The 16,019-nt window shown below is 46.1% G+C and carries 14 protein-coding genes and 1 pseudogene; 5 read left to right on the forward strand and 10 right to left on the reverse strand.

Annotated elements, in window-relative coordinates:
* Positions 1-161 precede the first annotated feature (161 nt).
* Positions 162-1,310 (reverse strand): S-(hydroxymethyl)glutathione dehydrogenase/class III alcohol dehydrogenase, encoded by a 1,149-nt coding sequence (locus UA76_RS19685; RefSeq protein WP_047049618.1) that lies wholly within the window; start codon positions 1,308-1,310, stop codon positions 162-164.
* 237 nt (positions 1,311-1,547) lie between these two features.
* On the opposite strand from UA76_RS19685, the gene UA76_RS19690 reads away from it, so the two are divergent.
* Positions 1,548-2,417 carry a LysR substrate-binding domain-containing protein gene (locus UA76_RS19690; protein WP_047049619.1) on the forward strand — a complete coding sequence of 290 codons (870 nt, stop codon included), beginning with the start codon at positions 1,548-1,550 and terminating at the stop codon, positions 2,415-2,417.
* 48 nt (positions 2,418-2,465) lie between these two features.
* On the opposite strand, the gene UA76_RS19695 is transcribed toward UA76_RS19690, so the two are convergent.
* Positions 2,466-3,050, reverse strand: coding sequence for a LysE family translocator (locus tag UA76_RS19695; protein ID WP_047049620.1), 585 nt, complete (start codon positions 3,048-3,050; stop codon positions 2,466-2,468).
* A gap of 128 nt (positions 3,051-3,178) precedes the next feature.
* Here UA76_RS19695 and UA76_RS19700 point away from each other — a divergent pair, with 128 nt between their 5' ends.
* Positions 3,179-3,619 carry an Lrp/AsnC family transcriptional regulator gene (locus tag UA76_RS19700; RefSeq protein ID WP_047049621.1) on the forward strand — a complete coding sequence of 147 codons (441 nt, stop codon included), beginning with the start codon at positions 3,179-3,181 and terminating at the stop codon, positions 3,617-3,619.
* Between the two features lie 131 nt (positions 3,620-3,750).
* Here the strand turns inward: UA76_RS19700 and UA76_RS19705 are convergent, their stop codons facing one another.
* The 5 genes and pseudogenes from UA76_RS19705 to UA76_RS19725 form a co-directional block, all read right to left on the reverse strand.
* Positions 3,751-4,887 carry a PKD domain-containing protein gene (locus UA76_RS19705; RefSeq protein ID WP_047049622.1) on the reverse strand — a complete coding sequence of 379 codons (1,137 nt, stop codon included), beginning with the start codon at positions 4,885-4,887 and terminating at the stop codon, positions 3,751-3,753.
* Between the two features lie 16 nt (positions 4,888-4,903).
* Positions 4,904-5,905 (reverse strand): DUF2860 family protein, encoded by a 1,002-nt coding sequence (locus UA76_RS19710; protein ID WP_047049623.1) that lies wholly within the window; start codon positions 5,903-5,905, stop codon positions 4,904-4,906.
* Positions 5,906-5,998: 93 nt separating this feature from the next.
* A pseudogene (locus UA76_RS19715) lies at positions 5,999-7,616 on the reverse strand (ATP-binding protein).
* The gene (locus UA76_RS19720) at positions 7,613-8,332 is read right to left on the reverse strand and encodes a winged helix-turn-helix domain-containing protein (RefSeq protein ID WP_047049624.1); all 720 of its coding nucleotides are present in this window, start codon (positions 8,330-8,332) and stop codon (positions 7,613-7,615) included. Before UA76_RS19720 ends, UA76_RS19715 begins: the two are co-directional and overlap by 4 nt.
* 259 nt (positions 8,333-8,591) lie before the next feature.
* Positions 8,592-9,497, reverse strand: a complete 906-nt coding sequence (locus tag UA76_RS19725) for an EamA family transporter (RefSeq protein ID WP_047049625.1) — start codon at positions 9,495-9,497, stop codon at positions 8,592-8,594.
* A gap of 95 nt (positions 9,498-9,592) precedes the next feature.
* Between UA76_RS19725 and UA76_RS19730 the strand changes: the two genes are divergently transcribed.
* Complete coding sequence (locus UA76_RS19730; RefSeq protein WP_047049626.1) at positions 9,593-10,978, forward strand: aminotransferase-like domain-containing protein; 1,386 nt, start codon at positions 9,593-9,595, stop codon at positions 10,976-10,978.
* Here UA76_RS19730 and UA76_RS19735 read toward each other — a convergent pair.
* Positions 10,963-11,499 carry a GNAT family N-acetyltransferase gene (locus tag UA76_RS19735; protein WP_047049660.1) on the reverse strand — a complete coding sequence of 179 codons (537 nt, stop codon included), beginning with the start codon at positions 11,497-11,499 and terminating at the stop codon, positions 10,963-10,965. The genes UA76_RS19730 and UA76_RS19735 overlap by 16 nt on opposite strands.
* Before the next feature lie 169 nt (positions 11,500-11,668).
* On the opposite strand from UA76_RS19735, the gene UA76_RS19740 reads away from it, so the two are divergent.
* The gene (locus UA76_RS19740; protein ID WP_047049627.1) at positions 11,669-12,103 is read left to right on the forward strand and encodes an Mpo1 family 2-hydroxy fatty acid dioxygenase; all 435 of its coding nucleotides are present in this window, start codon (positions 11,669-11,671) and stop codon (positions 12,101-12,103) included.
* A gap of 289 nt (positions 12,104-12,392) precedes the next feature.
* Here UA76_RS19740 and UA76_RS19745 read toward each other — a convergent pair whose 3' ends face one another.
* The gene (locus UA76_RS19745) at positions 12,393-13,937 is read right to left on the reverse strand and encodes a DUF3612 domain-containing protein (RefSeq protein ID WP_047049628.1); all 1,545 of its coding nucleotides are present in this window, start codon (positions 13,935-13,937) and stop codon (positions 12,393-12,395) included.
* A 206-nt stretch (positions 13,938-14,143) separates the two neighbouring features.
* Between UA76_RS19745 and UA76_RS19750 the strand changes: the two genes are divergently transcribed.
* Entirely contained in the window at positions 14,144-14,719 is a 576-nt protein-coding gene (locus tag UA76_RS19750) for an aldolase/citrate lyase/malate synthase family protein (RefSeq protein WP_047049629.1), read from the forward strand.
* 97 nt (positions 14,720-14,816) lie between these two features.
* On the opposite strand, the gene UA76_RS19755 is transcribed toward UA76_RS19750, so the two are convergent.
* Entirely contained in the window at positions 14,817-16,007 is a 1,191-nt protein-coding gene (locus tag UA76_RS19755; RefSeq protein WP_047049630.1) for a DEAD/DEAH box helicase, read from the reverse strand.
* Between the last annotated feature and the right edge of the window lie 12 nt (positions 16,008-16,019).

A 16,019-nucleotide genomic window follows, 5' to 3' on the forward strand; every position in this document is an offset into this window, starting at 1 on the left:
CACCGGCGACTTTCGCTTGGCTAACGTTTTCAATGTTCATAGTTCGAGTCGTCACTGTTGTTGTTATGGTTTGATTATCATACGAAACTTAATCGCGAAAAGCCCCTTAACACTCCCAATTAAAAGGGCTACGGTGCTAAGGGGCATTACGATGATTTGGATTATCTATCCATGTGCAGCACGGTACGAATAGACTCGCCTTTGTGCATTAAATCAAAGGCTTGGTTCACGTCATCAAGTGACATGGTGTGCGTGATGAACTCTTGCAAACCAAATTCGCCAGCCATGTAACGGTTAACAATTTCTGGTAGTTCAGAGCGACCTTTCACGCCACCGAAAGCACTGCCTCGCCAAACACGACCGGTAACCAGCTGGAATGGACGAGTCGAAATCTCTTGGCCTGCGCCTGCTACGCCAATAATGACCGATTCACCCCAACCTTTGTGACAGCATTCAAGTGCTTGGCGCATTACGTTGACGTTACCGATACACTCAAATGAGTAATCCACGCCGCCATCCGTCATCTCAACAATCACTTCTTGAATTGGCTTGTCGAACTTCTGTGGGTTAATCACATCGGTAGCGCCTAGCTGTTTCGCGAGATCAAACTTACTCTCGTTGATATCGATACCAATGATACGGCTTGCACCCGCCATGCGTGCGCCAATGATGGCAGAAAGACCAATACCTCCCAAACCAAAGATCGCAACGGTATCGCCTTGCTCAACTTTTGCTGTATTCAGCACCGCGCCCATACCGGTTGTTACGCCACAACCCAATAGGCAAACTTCTTCTAATGGCGCTTCCTTGTTCACTTTGGCCAATGAAATTTCTGGAAGAACCGTGTACTCAGAGAACGTTGAACAGCCCATGTAGTGGAAAATGGTTTCACCATTGATAGAGAAGCGGCTGGTACCATCTGGCATTAGGCCTTTACCTTGCGTCTCGCGCACTGCTTGGCATAAATTAGTTTTGCCAGATTTACAGAACTTACATTCACCACACTCTGCAGTGTAAAGTGGGATAACGTGGTCGCCGACTTCAACGCTCGTGACACCTTCACCGACCATCTCGACAATACCGCCACCTTCGTGACCCAGGATCGATGGGAAGATACCTTCTGGATCCTCACCTGATAAAGTAAAAGCATCAGTATGACACACACCCGTTGCGACAATACGCACAAGCACTTCGCCCGCTTTTGGCAGTTCAACATCGACAGTTTCACGTTTTAGAGGTTCACCCGCAGCCCAAGCGACCATTGCTTTAGATTGGATATGCGTTTGACCAGGTTTAAGTTCTAGAGCCATTATTGCTTCCTTATTTGTGTTATTGGCTATCGCGTTAAGGTTAGTCAACCTTTTGCCATCCCGCCTTGCTATCTCAGACGGACTTTGCGGTGATGCGATAGTCTTCGTTTTTTAGGTTGGGGTTATTGTATTTATTTACGTATTATTGATAATCCATGAAAATTGAAATTCATTATTACGCATATGCAATAATATAAGGGTGGCGATGGTGCTTTGTAGGCGTAGCGAGGAAATGAGATGGTCAATTGGGAAGGAGTAGTCGAATTTGTTGCAGTCGCGGAAACTCAAAGCTTCACAACGGCTGCGATCAAGCTGTCGACGTCGGTGGCACAAGTCAGCCGCAGAGTGTCTGCGCTAGAAGATCGCCTTGCAGTGAAGTTGTTAAACCGAACCACAAGGAAAGTGTCTCTCACTGAAGCGGGCCAAATCTATTTTCATCAGTGTAAACCGCTTATTGAAGGGTTGGAGCTTGCCGAGCTTGCCGTTACGCAAATGCAATCTGCGCCGAAAGGCGTTTTGCGAGTCACTGCGCCAGTGACTTATGGGGAAAACCAACTCGCGCCTTTGATCCACCTGTTTCTAAAACGCTATCCAAAATTGGATCTAGAGCTAACCTTGACTAACCAGAAGTTAGACTTAATTGAGTCGGGTATGGATTTAGCGATTCGCCTTGGCAATCTGGAAGACTCCTTGCTGGTGGCGAAAAAATTGTCGAGCCGTCAGCTTTACGTCTGTGCCAGTCCCGATTACTTGCAAAAGTATGGGGAGCCACATTCCTTGTCGGAACTGGCAAATCACCATTGCTTGGTTGGTTCCGTGGATTACTGGCGTTTTACTCAGCAGGGTAAGGAAAAGTCGTTAAGAGTCAGTGGACGAATTCAGTGTAATTCGGGTATCGCGTTGTTGGATGCCGCGAAGCAAGGCTTGGGGTTAGTGCAATTGCCTGACTACTACGTGAGCGAATATTTGCTGTCTGGCAAATTGATCGAAGTTTTGCCGAGTCATCGCTCGGAACGAGATGGTATTTGGGCGCTCTATCCGCAGAATCGCCATTTGTCGCCAAAGGTACGTTTACTCATCGACTATTTGAGTGAGCAACTAACGTGATCTTTATTTACTAGATAATTCACCAATAGTTAGTGCTCACTGACTTTCTTAAATCATCGGCAATGTCGAAGCAATCAGCAGTGCAGCCATGGTAACGTTGAAGCCGCGAATTCGAAGTGGCGTTGTTAGCCAATGTTGCAACTTCTGCCCAGCAATGGTCCAAAAGCTGACCGAAGGGATGTTAGCCAGAGTGAAAGCAATGGCAATAATGCCCACTTCAAACCAAGCGCCAGAAGCACTAAAGAGCGTCACGGCAGTTAGTGCCATCGACCATCCTTTTGGATTCACCCACTGAAAACTCGCGGCACCTAAAAATGTCAGAGGTTTGAAATCATCCACCTCTTTTGCGCGCCCGCTCATGGCAATTTTCGCGGCTAAATAAAGAAGATAACCCAAGCTAACATACTTCAAAATCTGGTGACTCACTGGGTAGGTGTTGAACACGCCAACAAGGCCAATGCCAACTAATATGACCATGAACGCAAAGCCTAGCGCGATCCCCAGCATGTGCGGTAGCGTGCGCTTGAAGCCGACGTTGGCACCCGATGTCATCAACATGATGTTGTTTGGCCCTGGAGTGAATGTTGATACAAACGCAAACAGTAACAGCGCGCCCATTTGTTCAATGCTCATGGCGGATCTCCTTTAATAATCTGATGTAATATCCATGCTTCTATACTCACAATGTTAAGTAGATTCGCGCGCAATTATGTGTTTTTATGTTGTCAGTGAAACAGACTGTACGCAATAAAAAGTGCCTTATGGATAAATTTGACGAAAGAATATTGCTCGAGCTTAAAATGGACGGAAGGATCTCGAATGTCGACCTTGCAGAAAAAGTTGGCTTGTCTCCGTCGGCGACACTACGGCGCGTTCAAGAGCTTGAGAAAAAACAAGTGATAAAAGGCTATCGTGCGGTGTTGGATAACAATCAGCTCGGTGTGGGGTTTATTGCTTATGTATCGATTGGATTAGCCAGCCATCGCAAGCAAGCGCAACTAGAGTTTGAAGAGCATGTTCGCTTTCAAAAAGAGGTGGTTGAATGCCACAACATTACCGGAGCCAATGAGTATCTGATTCGAGTGGAAACGCAAGATTTGCCCGCTTATAAGAAGTTCCATGCGGATGTACTAGGTGAGTGTAAGCAGGTGAACTCGATTACTACTATGGTGGTGATGGACACGCCAAAAGACGAAAGATAGCGGTTTATTTGCACGGAAAATCTAGGCAGTGAATCTAAATACTAAGAAGCGATGCCCAATGAGCATCGCTTTTGTGTTTGTGTGACTGAAAAAACCTTTAGAGTCAGTAAGTCAGTTGCTCTATTTTTCGCCTAGTTAGAGGTCGGAATCACGAAGTGTGGCGCGTACTGATAGCTGATCTCACCATATTGCTGACTCAGCAGATATTCGTTTAGCTCGATAATCTCCACATTGGTGTACCCGTCGGCCACCGTCACAATTGAGTGAGTCGCGAGTGGGCTAGCTGCAAGGGTCAGCGATTGATTGTCGCGAGAGCGAATCACAAGCTCTGTAGGTTGGCGAGTAAACCACGCCATCAGCTGTAAGGTCATCTGCTCGTTAACGCTCTCTGGCTCCGTGAACTCAAGTCTCAGTTCATCGAGATACGTGAGTGCTTGAATGGCGGATTCGAGCTCACCGCGCAGCTCTTCATTTTTAATCGCGGACAGATCGTTGAACATGATGACGCCAACGCCATTATCATCTCGCCAATTTAGTGTATTGAATGAAGGCGTCGTGGAAGCGTAAGTCGCGCTCGCGGAATAAGCGTTAACCATTTGAGCTTGGTCCTGCGTTTGAGTTTGATTAGGTGTAAGAGATAGATCGTTTGTTTGAAGCATGAGCTTAGGGTCATCGACTTCGACTAGCATGGCTTCAAGCAGGCTTTGCCACTCTTGCTCAGAATGCGTGTTCTCAGCTTCAATTAAATAGGGTTGATAGAGCTCATTCCATTGATGCTCGATCTCCTCATACCCTGAGTAGTTATCCGCAACGTGATCCCAAATGGCTTGGAAGTCATCGCCAAATCCCGAAGTTCGGCGCGCCGTTGACGCTGCGACGGCTTCTCGCAGGACAATCTTTACCTTGTCCGTGTTTGTTTTATCGCGGCTGTCCCTAGCATAAAGCTGGAACTCATAGGTGCCCGCTGTGGTCGGATTGGCGAGGGTGGCGACCTCTTCGGTGTCATTAAGAATGGTCAGTTGAGCAGGGCCTGATAACTGAGTCCACTTTATTGCTTCGATGGTATGGAGATCCTTGGGGTAGCTCTTTACTGAGCCATTGAGCTTAATTGACGTTTTTGGCAGGGTATGAACCTGATCTGAGCCAGCTTTGACTTCAGGCTTCTCCCATTTCTTGAAGTCTTCAAATGTAGAGTCACTGCCGCAACCAACAAGAATCAAAAGTGACAGAGGAAGTGCGATTTTCGATAGTGTGTTAGAAAAAGTCATCGTTCATTCTCCTTAATTAGAAACGGTAGCTAAAGCCAGTCGAGAAAAAGGTGCTTTCACTGTCGTAGAAAGTGATGTCTGAGTCGGTGGATTGATACCCCGCCATTAGGTGAACCTGCGCATTGCGCCATGCGAAGGGTTCGTTAAAGCTGTAAACCGAGAATATCCCTGTTGAGTCATAGTCTTGTTTTTGCTTGAAAACGGGATTCTCGGTGTCAAAGCTTGCGCTGCTGCCTCGGAAAGTTGTCACCCAGCTGTGTTTTTGGTGGTTGACTGCAAGAGAGATTTGCGCACTGATTTGGTCGAAGCTTTTGGCGTCCCCGAGCGCATCTCTTAGGGTGTAGTAGAACGCTGGAGCCACGACGATGGATTGATTTATTGGTAGAGCGATTTCGGCGCCAAATCGGTGATAGTCACTTTCTCTCGCGAGCAATTGCGACTCTTGTTCTGTCAAATCTTGAGAAACGCCAATATCTTCTCGATCCACTTCACTGTAGGCGTAAGCGTATTTTAAGGTGATGGGGAGTACGGCATTCATGCCTAACGCAAATCGGGCGCCTGCGACGGTTTGTTCCGTGGTTCTACGCTCACTATTGGTTAAATAAGGGTCTTGCCACACTTCATCGATACTTGGCACATTACCAAACAGAGCCGCGGTAAGTGACAGGTTGTCGTTGAGTCTATGCACAACGCCGAGTTCACCTTGGAATTGAGCTTCCGCAATTTGATCTTCACTATTACCGACAAAGATGACGGTATCACCAAAGCTGTACTGCAATCGGCCTAAAATGAATGGCGAGCCTTGGCTGATTTCCTCACCACTGTTATTGAGGTCGTCGGTCACAGCATTATCGCCGTGAGTACTACTTTGAGATTGGTTACTGCCTGTACCGACGTTAACGCTGAAAGCGCCGCTGAAGCCAGGAGTGAATAGGTCTGTTTCTGCAAACGTTGTTGATGAGAACAGAGGGCTAAGGGCAAGGATCAGTTTAGTTTTTGAATTCATTGGCAGGTTCATGTCATTTCCTTTTGAGTGACTATTTTGTAATGCCACTCAAAATTACATTCACACTGCCAATGAGTCGTTGGCGTTTTATGGACGGTTTGTGTCCTAATTGGTCACACTTTCCTCTTTAGTAGACGGGCCGAGCGCGTGAGTTGGCCAAGAAAGCTCAAACAGAGCACCATTCATGCTCGACTGGCGTACATTTGCGCTGCCTTTGTGCAAGGTCATGATCTGCTTAACGATCGCAAGCCCAAGCCCATGACCCTTATCGCTACTGCGTTCGTCATTGTTTAATTGTTGGAAAGGCTCAAATATTTTCTCTGCCTGTTCTCTAGGAATCCCCTTTCCGTCGTCTTCTACCCTGATCTTGTATTGTTCTTCTTCAATCAAGAATGAAATGGTTATGGTGGATTGGGCAAACCGACTGGCATTAGTCATGAGGTTTTTGACCGCTCGCATCAAGCCTTTGTTATCGACAAACAACGGCTGATTTTTTAAATCTGGCGCGCAATCAAAGTGGATATTGAAGTCTAGGTGTTCAAGCTTGAAATAGTCGACTTCCTTTAGTAGTTCTTGCCCAAAGTAGCAGTGCGAGAAATGGGTGATGTCCGCGACACGATTATATCGAGATAATAGCAATGTCTGGTTAATCAGATGATCTAAGTCTTCAATGCTGGAATGGGCCGTGTTTCGGTATTTCTGCCTCTGCAGATCGGGCGTATCTTCATCTTCCATCATTTCCAAAGCAAAGCGCAGTCGATACAGCGGGGTTCGTAAATCGTGGGCAATCGAATTGGTGAGCTCTTTTTGGCCCGCAATCAGTTGCTCGATGTTGTCGGCCATTTGATTGAAGGAGTCGCTAAGCTGGGAAATCACTGACAATTTAGACGTAGACGCACGCTTGGAAAGCACCCCGTTACCAAATTCGGTAGACGTAACGACTAGCCGTTTTAGGTCTCGCCAAAGCGGGTAAACCCATAACACTAAAGCAAGCGATACAAGAACAAAGAACGCACCGATAATAGCTGAGGTCACTTTCATTTGCGTAGACATCGAGATATCGTCTTCCACATGGAGCCAAATGTCCTCAGCGACAGGCGAGACCAATTCGAAACGCCCTTCAGAACCGATAAACGAAACGGTCTCGTTGGGTTTGTTGCTAATGGCGGCTTTTGCTTCATCAGGGAGCTCATTGTAGCCTTTGAGTCGAACGACGAATGGGGCATTGGAGGTCTGTAAAGCTAGCCTATCTTCCCATTGCTCTTTAGGGTGGCGACGCAAATCTTCAGTGGCGAGAAACAGCCCCCTTTTGCTTGATTGACGATCGCCTGTTCAGAAGATTCATTGAGCGCTACGTAAACTACCTTTTTGCTATCGCCAACTTGTTGCAGCAGGGCCAATGGGTCGCCGAATAGAAATTCTACATCACCACTTTTCAATCTTCTGTAAAGCTCTGGGTCTGATTGATACTTCTCAATATCTTGGAGTTCAATTGGGTAACCAAAGTGGGGGCGAAACTTCGAATCTTACCTTCCCACTGAGATTCTGGAAGGTTCTCAAGCTCTGCGGATATTAGTTCGAATTTTGCTTGGTAAGTCTCGATGTAAAACTTTTCAGAAAAGGTTTCATTTAAGCGCTGAATGGGGCTGACACCAGTTGGAAGGATCAAAATGATGATGGGCAGAAAGACGGCAAGCCATAAAATAGAAAACGCCCTAATCATATGGATTCAACTCCTTGCGCTGCACAAAGTTGGTAGCCTTTGCCGCGAATGGTTTTAATCAGCTCTGGCTCATTGGGATCATCTTGAAGTGAACGGCGTAAGCGAGATATGCGTCGATCGATAGAGCGATCTAATCCGTCGTATTCAAAGCCGCGAATGTGTTGGGCAATGTCATCTCTCGACACCACTTGCCCTACATTGCTAGCGAGCAGGTGCAGTAGGTCAAACTCGGATGTAGTGAGCTTTACACTGGCTTGATTGAGGCTAACGGTGCGGTGTTGCAAATGAATTTTTAGGGGACCAATCTGCAGAACATCTTGAGAACTTTCAGAATTTGTTCGCTCTTGGCGACGCAGCAGCGCGCGAATGCGAGACAACATTAATCTTGGTTTGACCTTTTTAACGATGTAGTCATCGGCCCCGAGTTCGAGCCCCATCATCTGATCGACGTCGTCATCTAGCGCGGTTTGCATTAAGATCATACCGTTGTATTTCGGGCGGATTTCACGGCAAACGTCCATGCCACTTTGACCCGGCAACATGACATCCAACACGACCAAATCAGGCTGAGTTGACAGTATAGTGCTGACGGCAGTGATACCGTCGGTCACGATCTCAATATTGAACTCGAAGCTTTGAAGGTAGTCGCGGATAAGTTCGGCAAGCTCTAAGTCGTCTTCAACCAGAACAATGTTGTATGAGGCAGATAAGTTCATAGATACACAAGTCGTTATAATCGGTCGCTCTAGCATAGCTTATGTCAATGATTTTTCGTGTGACCATTTGTGACGAAAATTAAATGTTGTATCTAATTCGGGACACAATCGAGGGGCAGTCTGCTTTCGGGATATCGCAAACTGGTGTGAAATAGCATACAGAATCAGAAAGGGCGAACAAATGTTGTCGTCCGCCCTTTCCATGGTTGAAGTGATAAGTCCGTTAAAGTGGTCAGTCGGTTAAAGTGTTATAAGAGTTTTAAGCTCTACTGGTGGAACTCGTCATCGCTTTGGCGGCCAACTTACTTGGATTTGCGGCAGGTTTAACAATCAATCCAATGCCGACTAGGAATAATGCGCAGGCAATGACTTGCGCGTGGCTTAGAAGCTCGTCATACATGAAGTAGCCTGAGATTAGCGCAAATACAGGAACCAATAGTGTTAACGGCGCTGTAGTGCTGAGCGGATAGCGAATCAGCAGTCGGTTCCAAACCCAGTAGCCAAATAAGGTTGTTGGATATGCTTGGAATACGACAGCGATGGTTGTGCTGGTGTCCCAAGCTGTGATGGCATGCGAGACAATACTTGGGCCATGGAGGCTTACCGCAAACAGCACCAGCGGGATTGGGGCGAACAGCATTCCCCACACATTAAACGCAAAAGCTTGAGTGGTTTTGGAAGCTTTTACAATCATCCCCATGATGGTCCAACAGCTTGCTGCAATCATGATAAACATTAAGCCTTGAGCCGTAATGTTGCCATTGGTGGCTGAAAGGAGAACTAACAATGCCACTAAAGCGGTGATAGCCCCCATTACCTTACGCTTAGACGCAGCTTCCTTATGAATAAATACGCCTACTGCCATACTAATGAGCGCATTGGATGAAAGTAATACCGATGACATGCCAGAAGAGAGACCAGCAGTAATCGACCATGAGGCCATACCCCAGATACCTAAACCAAAGACGACACCATAGCTAAATAGGTATCGCCATGCCACAGTTGGGCGTCGAATGAAGAAGATGGCTGGAATGACGGCTAAACTAAAACGCGCCGCGGTCGCCAACAATGGATGAACTTCTGTGATGCCCATTTTGATCATGGAAAAGTTGAAGCCCCAAATTGCCATCACCAAGATGGCTAACAATAAATCGTTCCTAGTCATAACTGATCTCCCTTTCGCTTGAAAACTAGTATTACTTGAGTACAGTTATCGGTACAGATACAGTTTTTTATTAAAAAAAAAGGTACAGTTGACTCGTGAGTATATACAAAGCGCTTGCTAACCAGTTTATCCAAGAAATCGAAACAGGAAAGTTGATAGAAGGAAATCGCATGCCTTCTTTGAGGCAACTTTCTAAGCAGCAGGCGGTCAGTATGTCCACGGCGGTCAGTTGTTACCAAGAGTTGGAATCTCAAGGTTGGATTCATTCTCGTCCCCAAGCGGGTTACTTCGTTGCTCCTAGGCAAAGCAAACACAAAACGCCAGAGTGGGCGCGATTCATCAGCAAGGTTTCGACGGTTAATCAAAACTTTGCTATTCACTCTTCCCTAAATGGCCCTTTGGGTGTGTCTAGCACCAACATTGACGAGGCCGCATTAAATGAACTGGAGAGAAGTTTTCGCCGCGCAAGTAAGCGATTAGGTCAGCGATTGAATCAATACCCAGATACGCAAGGCGAGCCCTCTCTTCGAAACGCACTCAGTGTACATTTCTCAAAGTTAGGCTTACACATAAACTCAGACGAGCTTGTTATTACCTCTGGCTGCATGCCTTCTATCAAGGCCGCATTGGAAGCTTGCACGCAAGAGGGGGATGCGATTGCTATTAGCTCGCCATGTTTTAGCGGTATTTTGGATTTGTTAGGGCGTATGGGGAGAAAAATCGTCGAGATCCCTTCACTCGACGATGGTATCGATTTGGCTCAGTTTGAAGATCACCTTAAGCAGGGCACTATAAAAGCGGGGGTGTTTTGTACATCGCACATGAACCCGCAAGGGATCACTATGTCTGCCCAACAAAAGCAGAAGTTGGCAGAGCTAGCGAATCGCTACCAAATTCCTGTGATTGAAGATGACGTGTACTTGGAACTATCCTATTCCGAGCACACACCGTTACCCGCCAAATATTACGATCAGGGCGGTTACATTTTATGGTGTGGTTCGGTGTCGAAAAGTCTGTCACCAAGCTATCGATTAGGTTGGTGCTTACCTGGACGGTATACGCAAACTTATCGTGCTCAACACACGGCTTCGTGCTTTGGTGTGTCCTTACCTATTCAACTCGCAATAGCAGATTTTATTGAATCGGGTCACTATGCAAAGCAGCTAAAACGCCGTCGTAATAAGCTTCTGAAATTGAGGCAGGCCTATCTGAGTTATCTCTCAAGCCACTTGCCAGAAAAAGTAAAAATCACTAACCCACAAGGTGGAATGGTGCTTTGGCTTCAGGTTCCGGACCTTAACGTAGCGCGTTTTAAATCTTTGATTGAGCAAAGGCATATCGACATTCGCTTGGGGCATCTGTTCAGCACCTTGTCGCTCTATGATGATTGCTTACGAGTGAACATTGGCTTTGATCTCACCGAAGCAGTCAAAGCGGAACTCGATAAGTTAGTGACTGCCATTACTCAGTCTATATGTTGAGGCTGCAATACTTTGATGTACTCATTACAGTCGAGCACCTTACCTTTAACCCGAGCAAATGCGGTGTGTTTTCTGGCATAGCTGAACTGGTTGTTGAGGAGGACTTTCTGAGACGCTGGGTTATCGACGGCTGCCAGTGCGATGAAGTGACGAATACCAAAATGCTTCAATGCGTACTCTACAATGTGTTCCACGGCTTTTGTCGCCAGCCCTTGCCCAATCATGTCTTGATCAATCCGATACCCAATGTGGGCTCGACGCTTTTCGACATCGAGGTTATGTAAGTTAATACGGCCAACAATAGCCCCGCAATTGATAATGACCAACGGTAAGGTCGCCTTTGCATGATAGTGAGTTAGGGTCTCTAATATGTGGAGCTTAACGCCATCAATAGAGTAAAAATCATTTTCACGAGGCCCAATTTTAGATTCAAACCAGCGTTTGTTCTTGTACTCAAAATCTAGTAAGGCTTGAGCATCGCCTTTTTTTAATAGGCGAATTTGGGATTTTGGGTGAGTCATTGATAAGTCTTGAGCGAATCTGATGGCTTTGATCATAATGCAAAAAAGTGATCTTAGCTGATGTTTTTATCTACAAATCTATCCAATGACGGCAGCCTTTAAGAGACAGTGCTATAGAAATAGAGACGAGAAACACAGAGATAGGGTATGAGAAACGCAAGGAGGACGCGTGCGAACACTCACTGATTGGTTACAAGCTTACGGGGTAAGTCATCAACATCCGATAAACAAGAAAATCCATAAAGTAGCGGTTCCGGGGATCTATCTGTCAGTTGTCGGCCTTATTTGGTCAATTCCTGCGATCGCGTTAATGGGTTATACCCTGAATTGGGTTTGGGTGGCGAGCTTACCGATCATGGTGTTCTATTTTCGGCTTTCGTTAAGCGTGTTTCTGATGATGTTGGGTTATACGTTGGCGTGCATTGGATTGGTTTGGTCGATGGAGCTGTTGGGTTGGCCAGTGTTGAATGTTTCCATTGGTTTGTTTGTTGGGCTGTGGGTTCTACAATTCATCGGACATAAGATCGAAGGTCAGAGACCTTCTTTCTTTGAAGATATCCAGTTTCTACTAATTGGTCCTATTTGGGTATTTAGGAAAAAGTAATTTGCAAAATGCACCTCGAATTCTTTCGCAATTTGCAATGGATTTGCATTTTGCTTGATGGTTATGCACTGAGTTTTCCGATAACTGATGCTTAAGTGACCAAAATATGGTGATTTGATGAATATTTAAAGTTGGCACGCATAGTGCATTATTTAAAATGACCCTTATTAAGCCGAGGGTCACCTAGCCAACTGACGTTGTTAGTGAACCCAATTTGTTCACAAATATATATAGCCAATCTCGCTTATTGAGATTGGCTTTTTTTCTGCCATTTTTGGTGAATTTTCGACTAAACGTCGTCTGAGCGGAACACGTCATATTCTGAGCATTGCTGATAACAACTTGGCTTACGAGGACACACTGCACCTCGGGAGCAGATCACTCGAGCTTGATTTTCTAACCCCCGCTCTATCCAATTAATATTGAGAATCTTGGCGATGGTGGTGAATTCTTTTTGAATCGATCTAGGAATGGTCGCGCTTCCTCCTTGCCCAACACAAAGTGATTGAAGCTCTTCTGCAATCGCACGCGAGTTGCCACCTTGTGCATCAATCGCAGGATTTAAGTCGATACCGGCGCACAATACGCGATTGTTACCTGCAGGGTCGGTCATGTTGACCGATTCACAACAATAAATCCTCGGTTCGTCGTTCACGTTGAGGATCGAAATCTGCGCGGAGCTGTGAGCTTGTGGTTCGGATAAACGTCTAAATACAGCCCAGTGCTGACAAGGGTCGTTGACCTTCCGCATGTTTCCCCAAGGAAGCGGAATCCCATTTCCTCGATACACGGCTTTCAGCTTGTTTTGACCGTAAGCATCAAAGTAATGCCAATGAGGATAAGGTGACACCACCGTCATTCGGCGCATAGCTACCGAAGGTGAAACGCCGGCTCTGAGGTGTACATCTATCTCGTAGCCGCTTCTATCGAGTAGTTGCCTGAATGGCACTTTCGGGCACAGCAGCGCTCCTGCAAAAAAGCTCGACTCGAAATCGCGCCAAGCTTGTAAAATATCTTGTGAATTTAGCTCGGAGGTTTGAGTCGCGGGGTTGGCATCTTCCCAACTGTTGGTGTGGCCGACTGAAAGAACATTCTTTAATCCGTCACGACTGTGAAGAACACAATGGCCGATATAGACCGCCAAATCGTACTTCAACCGAGTAGGATACTCTTTTAATATCTCGTTTAAGTAGATGGTACCTGGCGGTTCAAAAAAAGAGGTGACGAGCTGCTTGGCGCTAACTCCTAGCTCATCGACGACATCTTCTGGCGTTCTGCTTACCCATTGAATACTCACGCCCAAGCTTTTGGCAATATCAACTAAATCTTCAAAAGAGAGGTTGAGTCGTTTCAGTCCCACCTCTTCTGCCGCACGTTCCAGATCGGGAAAGTGGTTTTGATTCTTCTCTTGGTGGGCACGAATCAGAAGGTGGGCGAACTGCCTACCAGTGATACCGGTTTGAGATAGCATTTCTGGAATGGCGATTTGTAAAATGTCGTTTGAGAAAAGAAAGCTTGGCTCAAGCGCCATGCCGCTGATGCCACCGCGATTACCCTTATCAGGGGTTATGGCCGTTTGTTCGGGCTCGTCATCCAAAAACCAGGTAGGTTCTTTTTGAAAAACTTCCGCTATGACTTCCAACATGTCGATGCTTGGCACCCGTTTTCCGCGCTCAATCATAGACAAGTAAGAAACAGAAGGGGCGTACTCTGGATTGACGCGAATGCAGCGGGCAGACAAGTCTTCCATGGTTAAGTGGTTGCGTTTCCTAAGGTTTCTTATCTTTGTACCTAGGAAGTGGGACTGACGAACTAAGCTTTTTGACAAGGACATTTTGTAAAATTCACATTGTAAAATTTTTGTTGTGAAATTGTAGTCAAAAATTCGCTAGTCTTCTAATTAAGCAGTCACATAAATGAAAAAGCGTCGTCACAAACTAAATATCCATAAGTGACTAAGCAACATTTAGACAGGCTCAAAAAAACAAATTTTTATTAGTGCATCATCTTTGATGAGCGGTTGCAGACGAGGGAACGACCATGAATATGCTGACATTCGATAAAACAGAAATCCAAAAACAAACAAAACCATTTATCGCTGAAGCAGTCTTTGCTGTCGAGACCATCAGCGCGAAGATGCAGATGGAAAAACAGATGAAGTCTAAGCAGTTGCTTGACCGTCTTTTCCCACTAGAGCAAGGCTCTCACCAAGATGTGACTAGCTACGTTATCGACTACCGCCACGTAATGGCGTATTTCAAAGATGGCAGCCATGCGGGGCTTAAAAACAACAAGCACTTTGTTGCGTTTACTGGTGAACCTGAAGATCCAACGTCTATCTTGTTCAAAGATGGTAGCGGTGCTCATGTGGAAGTGACTTTTGGATGCCACAAAGGCACAGGTTGTGTTGAGTTTGTCGATATCGAAGATATCCAACTAGAAAGTTGTACTACATTCACGCAGACGACAGAAGAGTCGAACATGGCGGCAATGCGTCACTGGATCAGCTTGGTACAAGGTGATGAAAAAGGTAAGCCAAAAGCATGCAGCGAAGATAAAGAGTACACAGGTAAGAATGGCGAAGATTACAACCTTGAGTACTGCTACAACTTGTAAATATTGCTTCTAATTTAGAACTCTGCGCTAAACAAAAAGCTAGCATGATTAGTCATGCTGGCTTTTTTGTGCGTGAATTGATCAAGTAATCAATCGCTTAATCTTTTTGACGCTTATGCTTCGGTACGTAATTCAAAATCGAAATGGGTACTTCTTTACGTGGCTCAAAGCCTTCAATTACACGACGTTCGATCAAGTGGCCGAGTCGGCTTTCAATCATGCAAAGGTTTTTGAAGTTGTCTTTTGAAACAAACGAGATAGCTTCACCTTGCGCGCCAGCACGACCAGTACGACCAATTCGGTGAACATACTCATCGGCTGGGTAAGGCAAATCGTAGTTAATGACACGTGGCAGTTCATGAATATCAATACCACGCGCGCCCACACCCGTTGCGATCATGTACTGGATCTTGCCTGCTTTGAAGTCTTCCAATAGCTTGGCACGAATCGCTTGGCTGCGGCCACTGTGAAACGCTTCGGCGTGAATGCCACGTTTTTCTAGTTGGCTTGCAAGCTTGGCTGCACCGTGTTTGGTTTCGATAAAGATGAGCGCCTGATCCCAGTCGTTCTCTTTGATCATATGGCTCAGCAGCGCCGATTTCTTATCTTTGTCTACCGTCACAAGCCATTGTTCGATGTTCTTTTTTGACGCGTCTGTCTTGGCAATGGAGATCTCTTCAGCGTAGTCGATTGCTGATTTGGCTAAATCTCGAACTGGGTTCGACAGCGTTGCTGAGAACAGAAGGTTTTGTACATCTTGCGGCAGGCGAGCGATGATCTTGTTGATGTCTTCAATAAAGCCCATATCAAGCATGCGGTCTGCTTCATCAAGAACAAGCGTTTCGACTTCTTCAAAGTACACCGCGCGTTGGCCATAAAGGTCTATCAGACGGCCTGGCGTTGAAACGAGAATATCAACGCCATCGATCAATGCCTGTTTCTGCGGCTTATCATCGACACCACCGTAAATAGCTGTAGAAGTCAGTGGTAGATGCTTTGCGTAAGCCTGAATGTTGTCATTAACCTGAATGGCGAGCTCACGAGTAGGCGTTACGATAAGTGCGCGAATACGCTTCTTTTTCTGAGTTTGAGCGCCGCTTAACTTTTCCAAAATCGGTAGTACGAAACTCGCCGTCTTACCGGTACCGGTTTGAGCCGCTGCAATCAGGTTTTTCCCTTTAAGTACAATAGGAATCGCTTGCGTTTGAATCTGAGTCGGTTCGCTATAACCACGATCACTCAATGCATCAATTACAGGTTGGCTCAAGCCAAGTTTAGAAAAGGACATATGGGTATCAAT

This window comes from Vibrio mexicanus (genome assembly GCF_001012815.1).
GTDB classification, from domain to species: Bacteria; Pseudomonadota; Gammaproteobacteria; order Enterobacterales; family Vibrionaceae; genus Vibrio; species Vibrio mexicanus.

What these genes read in the sequence shown, in the direction of transcription:
- UA76_RS19690 (WP_047049619.1), top strand. Translation starts at nt 1,548, where the DNA reads ATGGTCAATTGGGAAGGAGTAGTCGAATTTGTTGCAGTCGCGGAAACT.
- UA76_RS19725 (WP_047049625.1), bottom strand. Translation starts at nt 9,497, where the DNA reads ATGACTAGGAACGATTTATTGTTAGCCATCTTGGTGATGGCAATTTGG.
- UA76_RS19695 (WP_047049620.1), bottom strand. Translation starts at nt 3,050, where the DNA reads ATGAGCATTGAACAAATGGGCGCGCTGTTACTGTTTGCGTTTGTATCA.
- UA76_RS19735 (WP_047049660.1), bottom strand. Translation starts at nt 11,499, where the DNA reads ATGACTCACCCAAAATCCCAAATTCGCCTATTAAAAAAAGGCGATGCT.
- UA76_RS19720 (WP_047049624.1), bottom strand. Translation starts at nt 8,332, where the DNA reads ATGAACTTATCTGCCTCATACAACATTGTTCTGGTTGAAGACGACTTA.
- UA76_RS19700 (WP_047049621.1), top strand. Translation starts at nt 3,179, where the DNA reads ATGGATAAATTTGACGAAAGAATATTGCTCGAGCTTAAAATGGACGGA.
- UA76_RS19705 (WP_047049622.1), bottom strand. Translation starts at nt 4,887, where the DNA reads ATGACTTTTTCTAACACACTATCGAAAATCGCACTTCCTCTGTCACTT.
- UA76_RS19750 (WP_047049629.1), top strand. Translation starts at nt 14,144, where the DNA reads ATGAATATGCTGACATTCGATAAAACAGAAATCCAAAAACAAACAAAA.
- UA76_RS19755 (WP_047049630.1), bottom strand. Translation starts at nt 16,007, where the DNA reads ATGTCCTTTTCTAAACTTGGCTTGAGCCAACCTGTAATTGATGCATTG.
- UA76_RS19710 (WP_047049623.1), bottom strand. Translation starts at nt 5,905, where the DNA reads ATGAACCTGCCAATGAATTCAAAAACTAAACTGATCCTTGCCCTTAGC.
- UA76_RS19685 (WP_047049618.1), bottom strand. Translation starts at nt 1,310, where the DNA reads ATGGCTCTAGAACTTAAACCTGGTCAAACGCATATCCAATCTAAAGCA.
- UA76_RS19745 (WP_047049628.1), bottom strand. Translation starts at nt 13,937, where the DNA reads ATGTCCTTGTCAAAAAGCTTAGTTCGTCAGTCCCACTTCCTAGGTACA.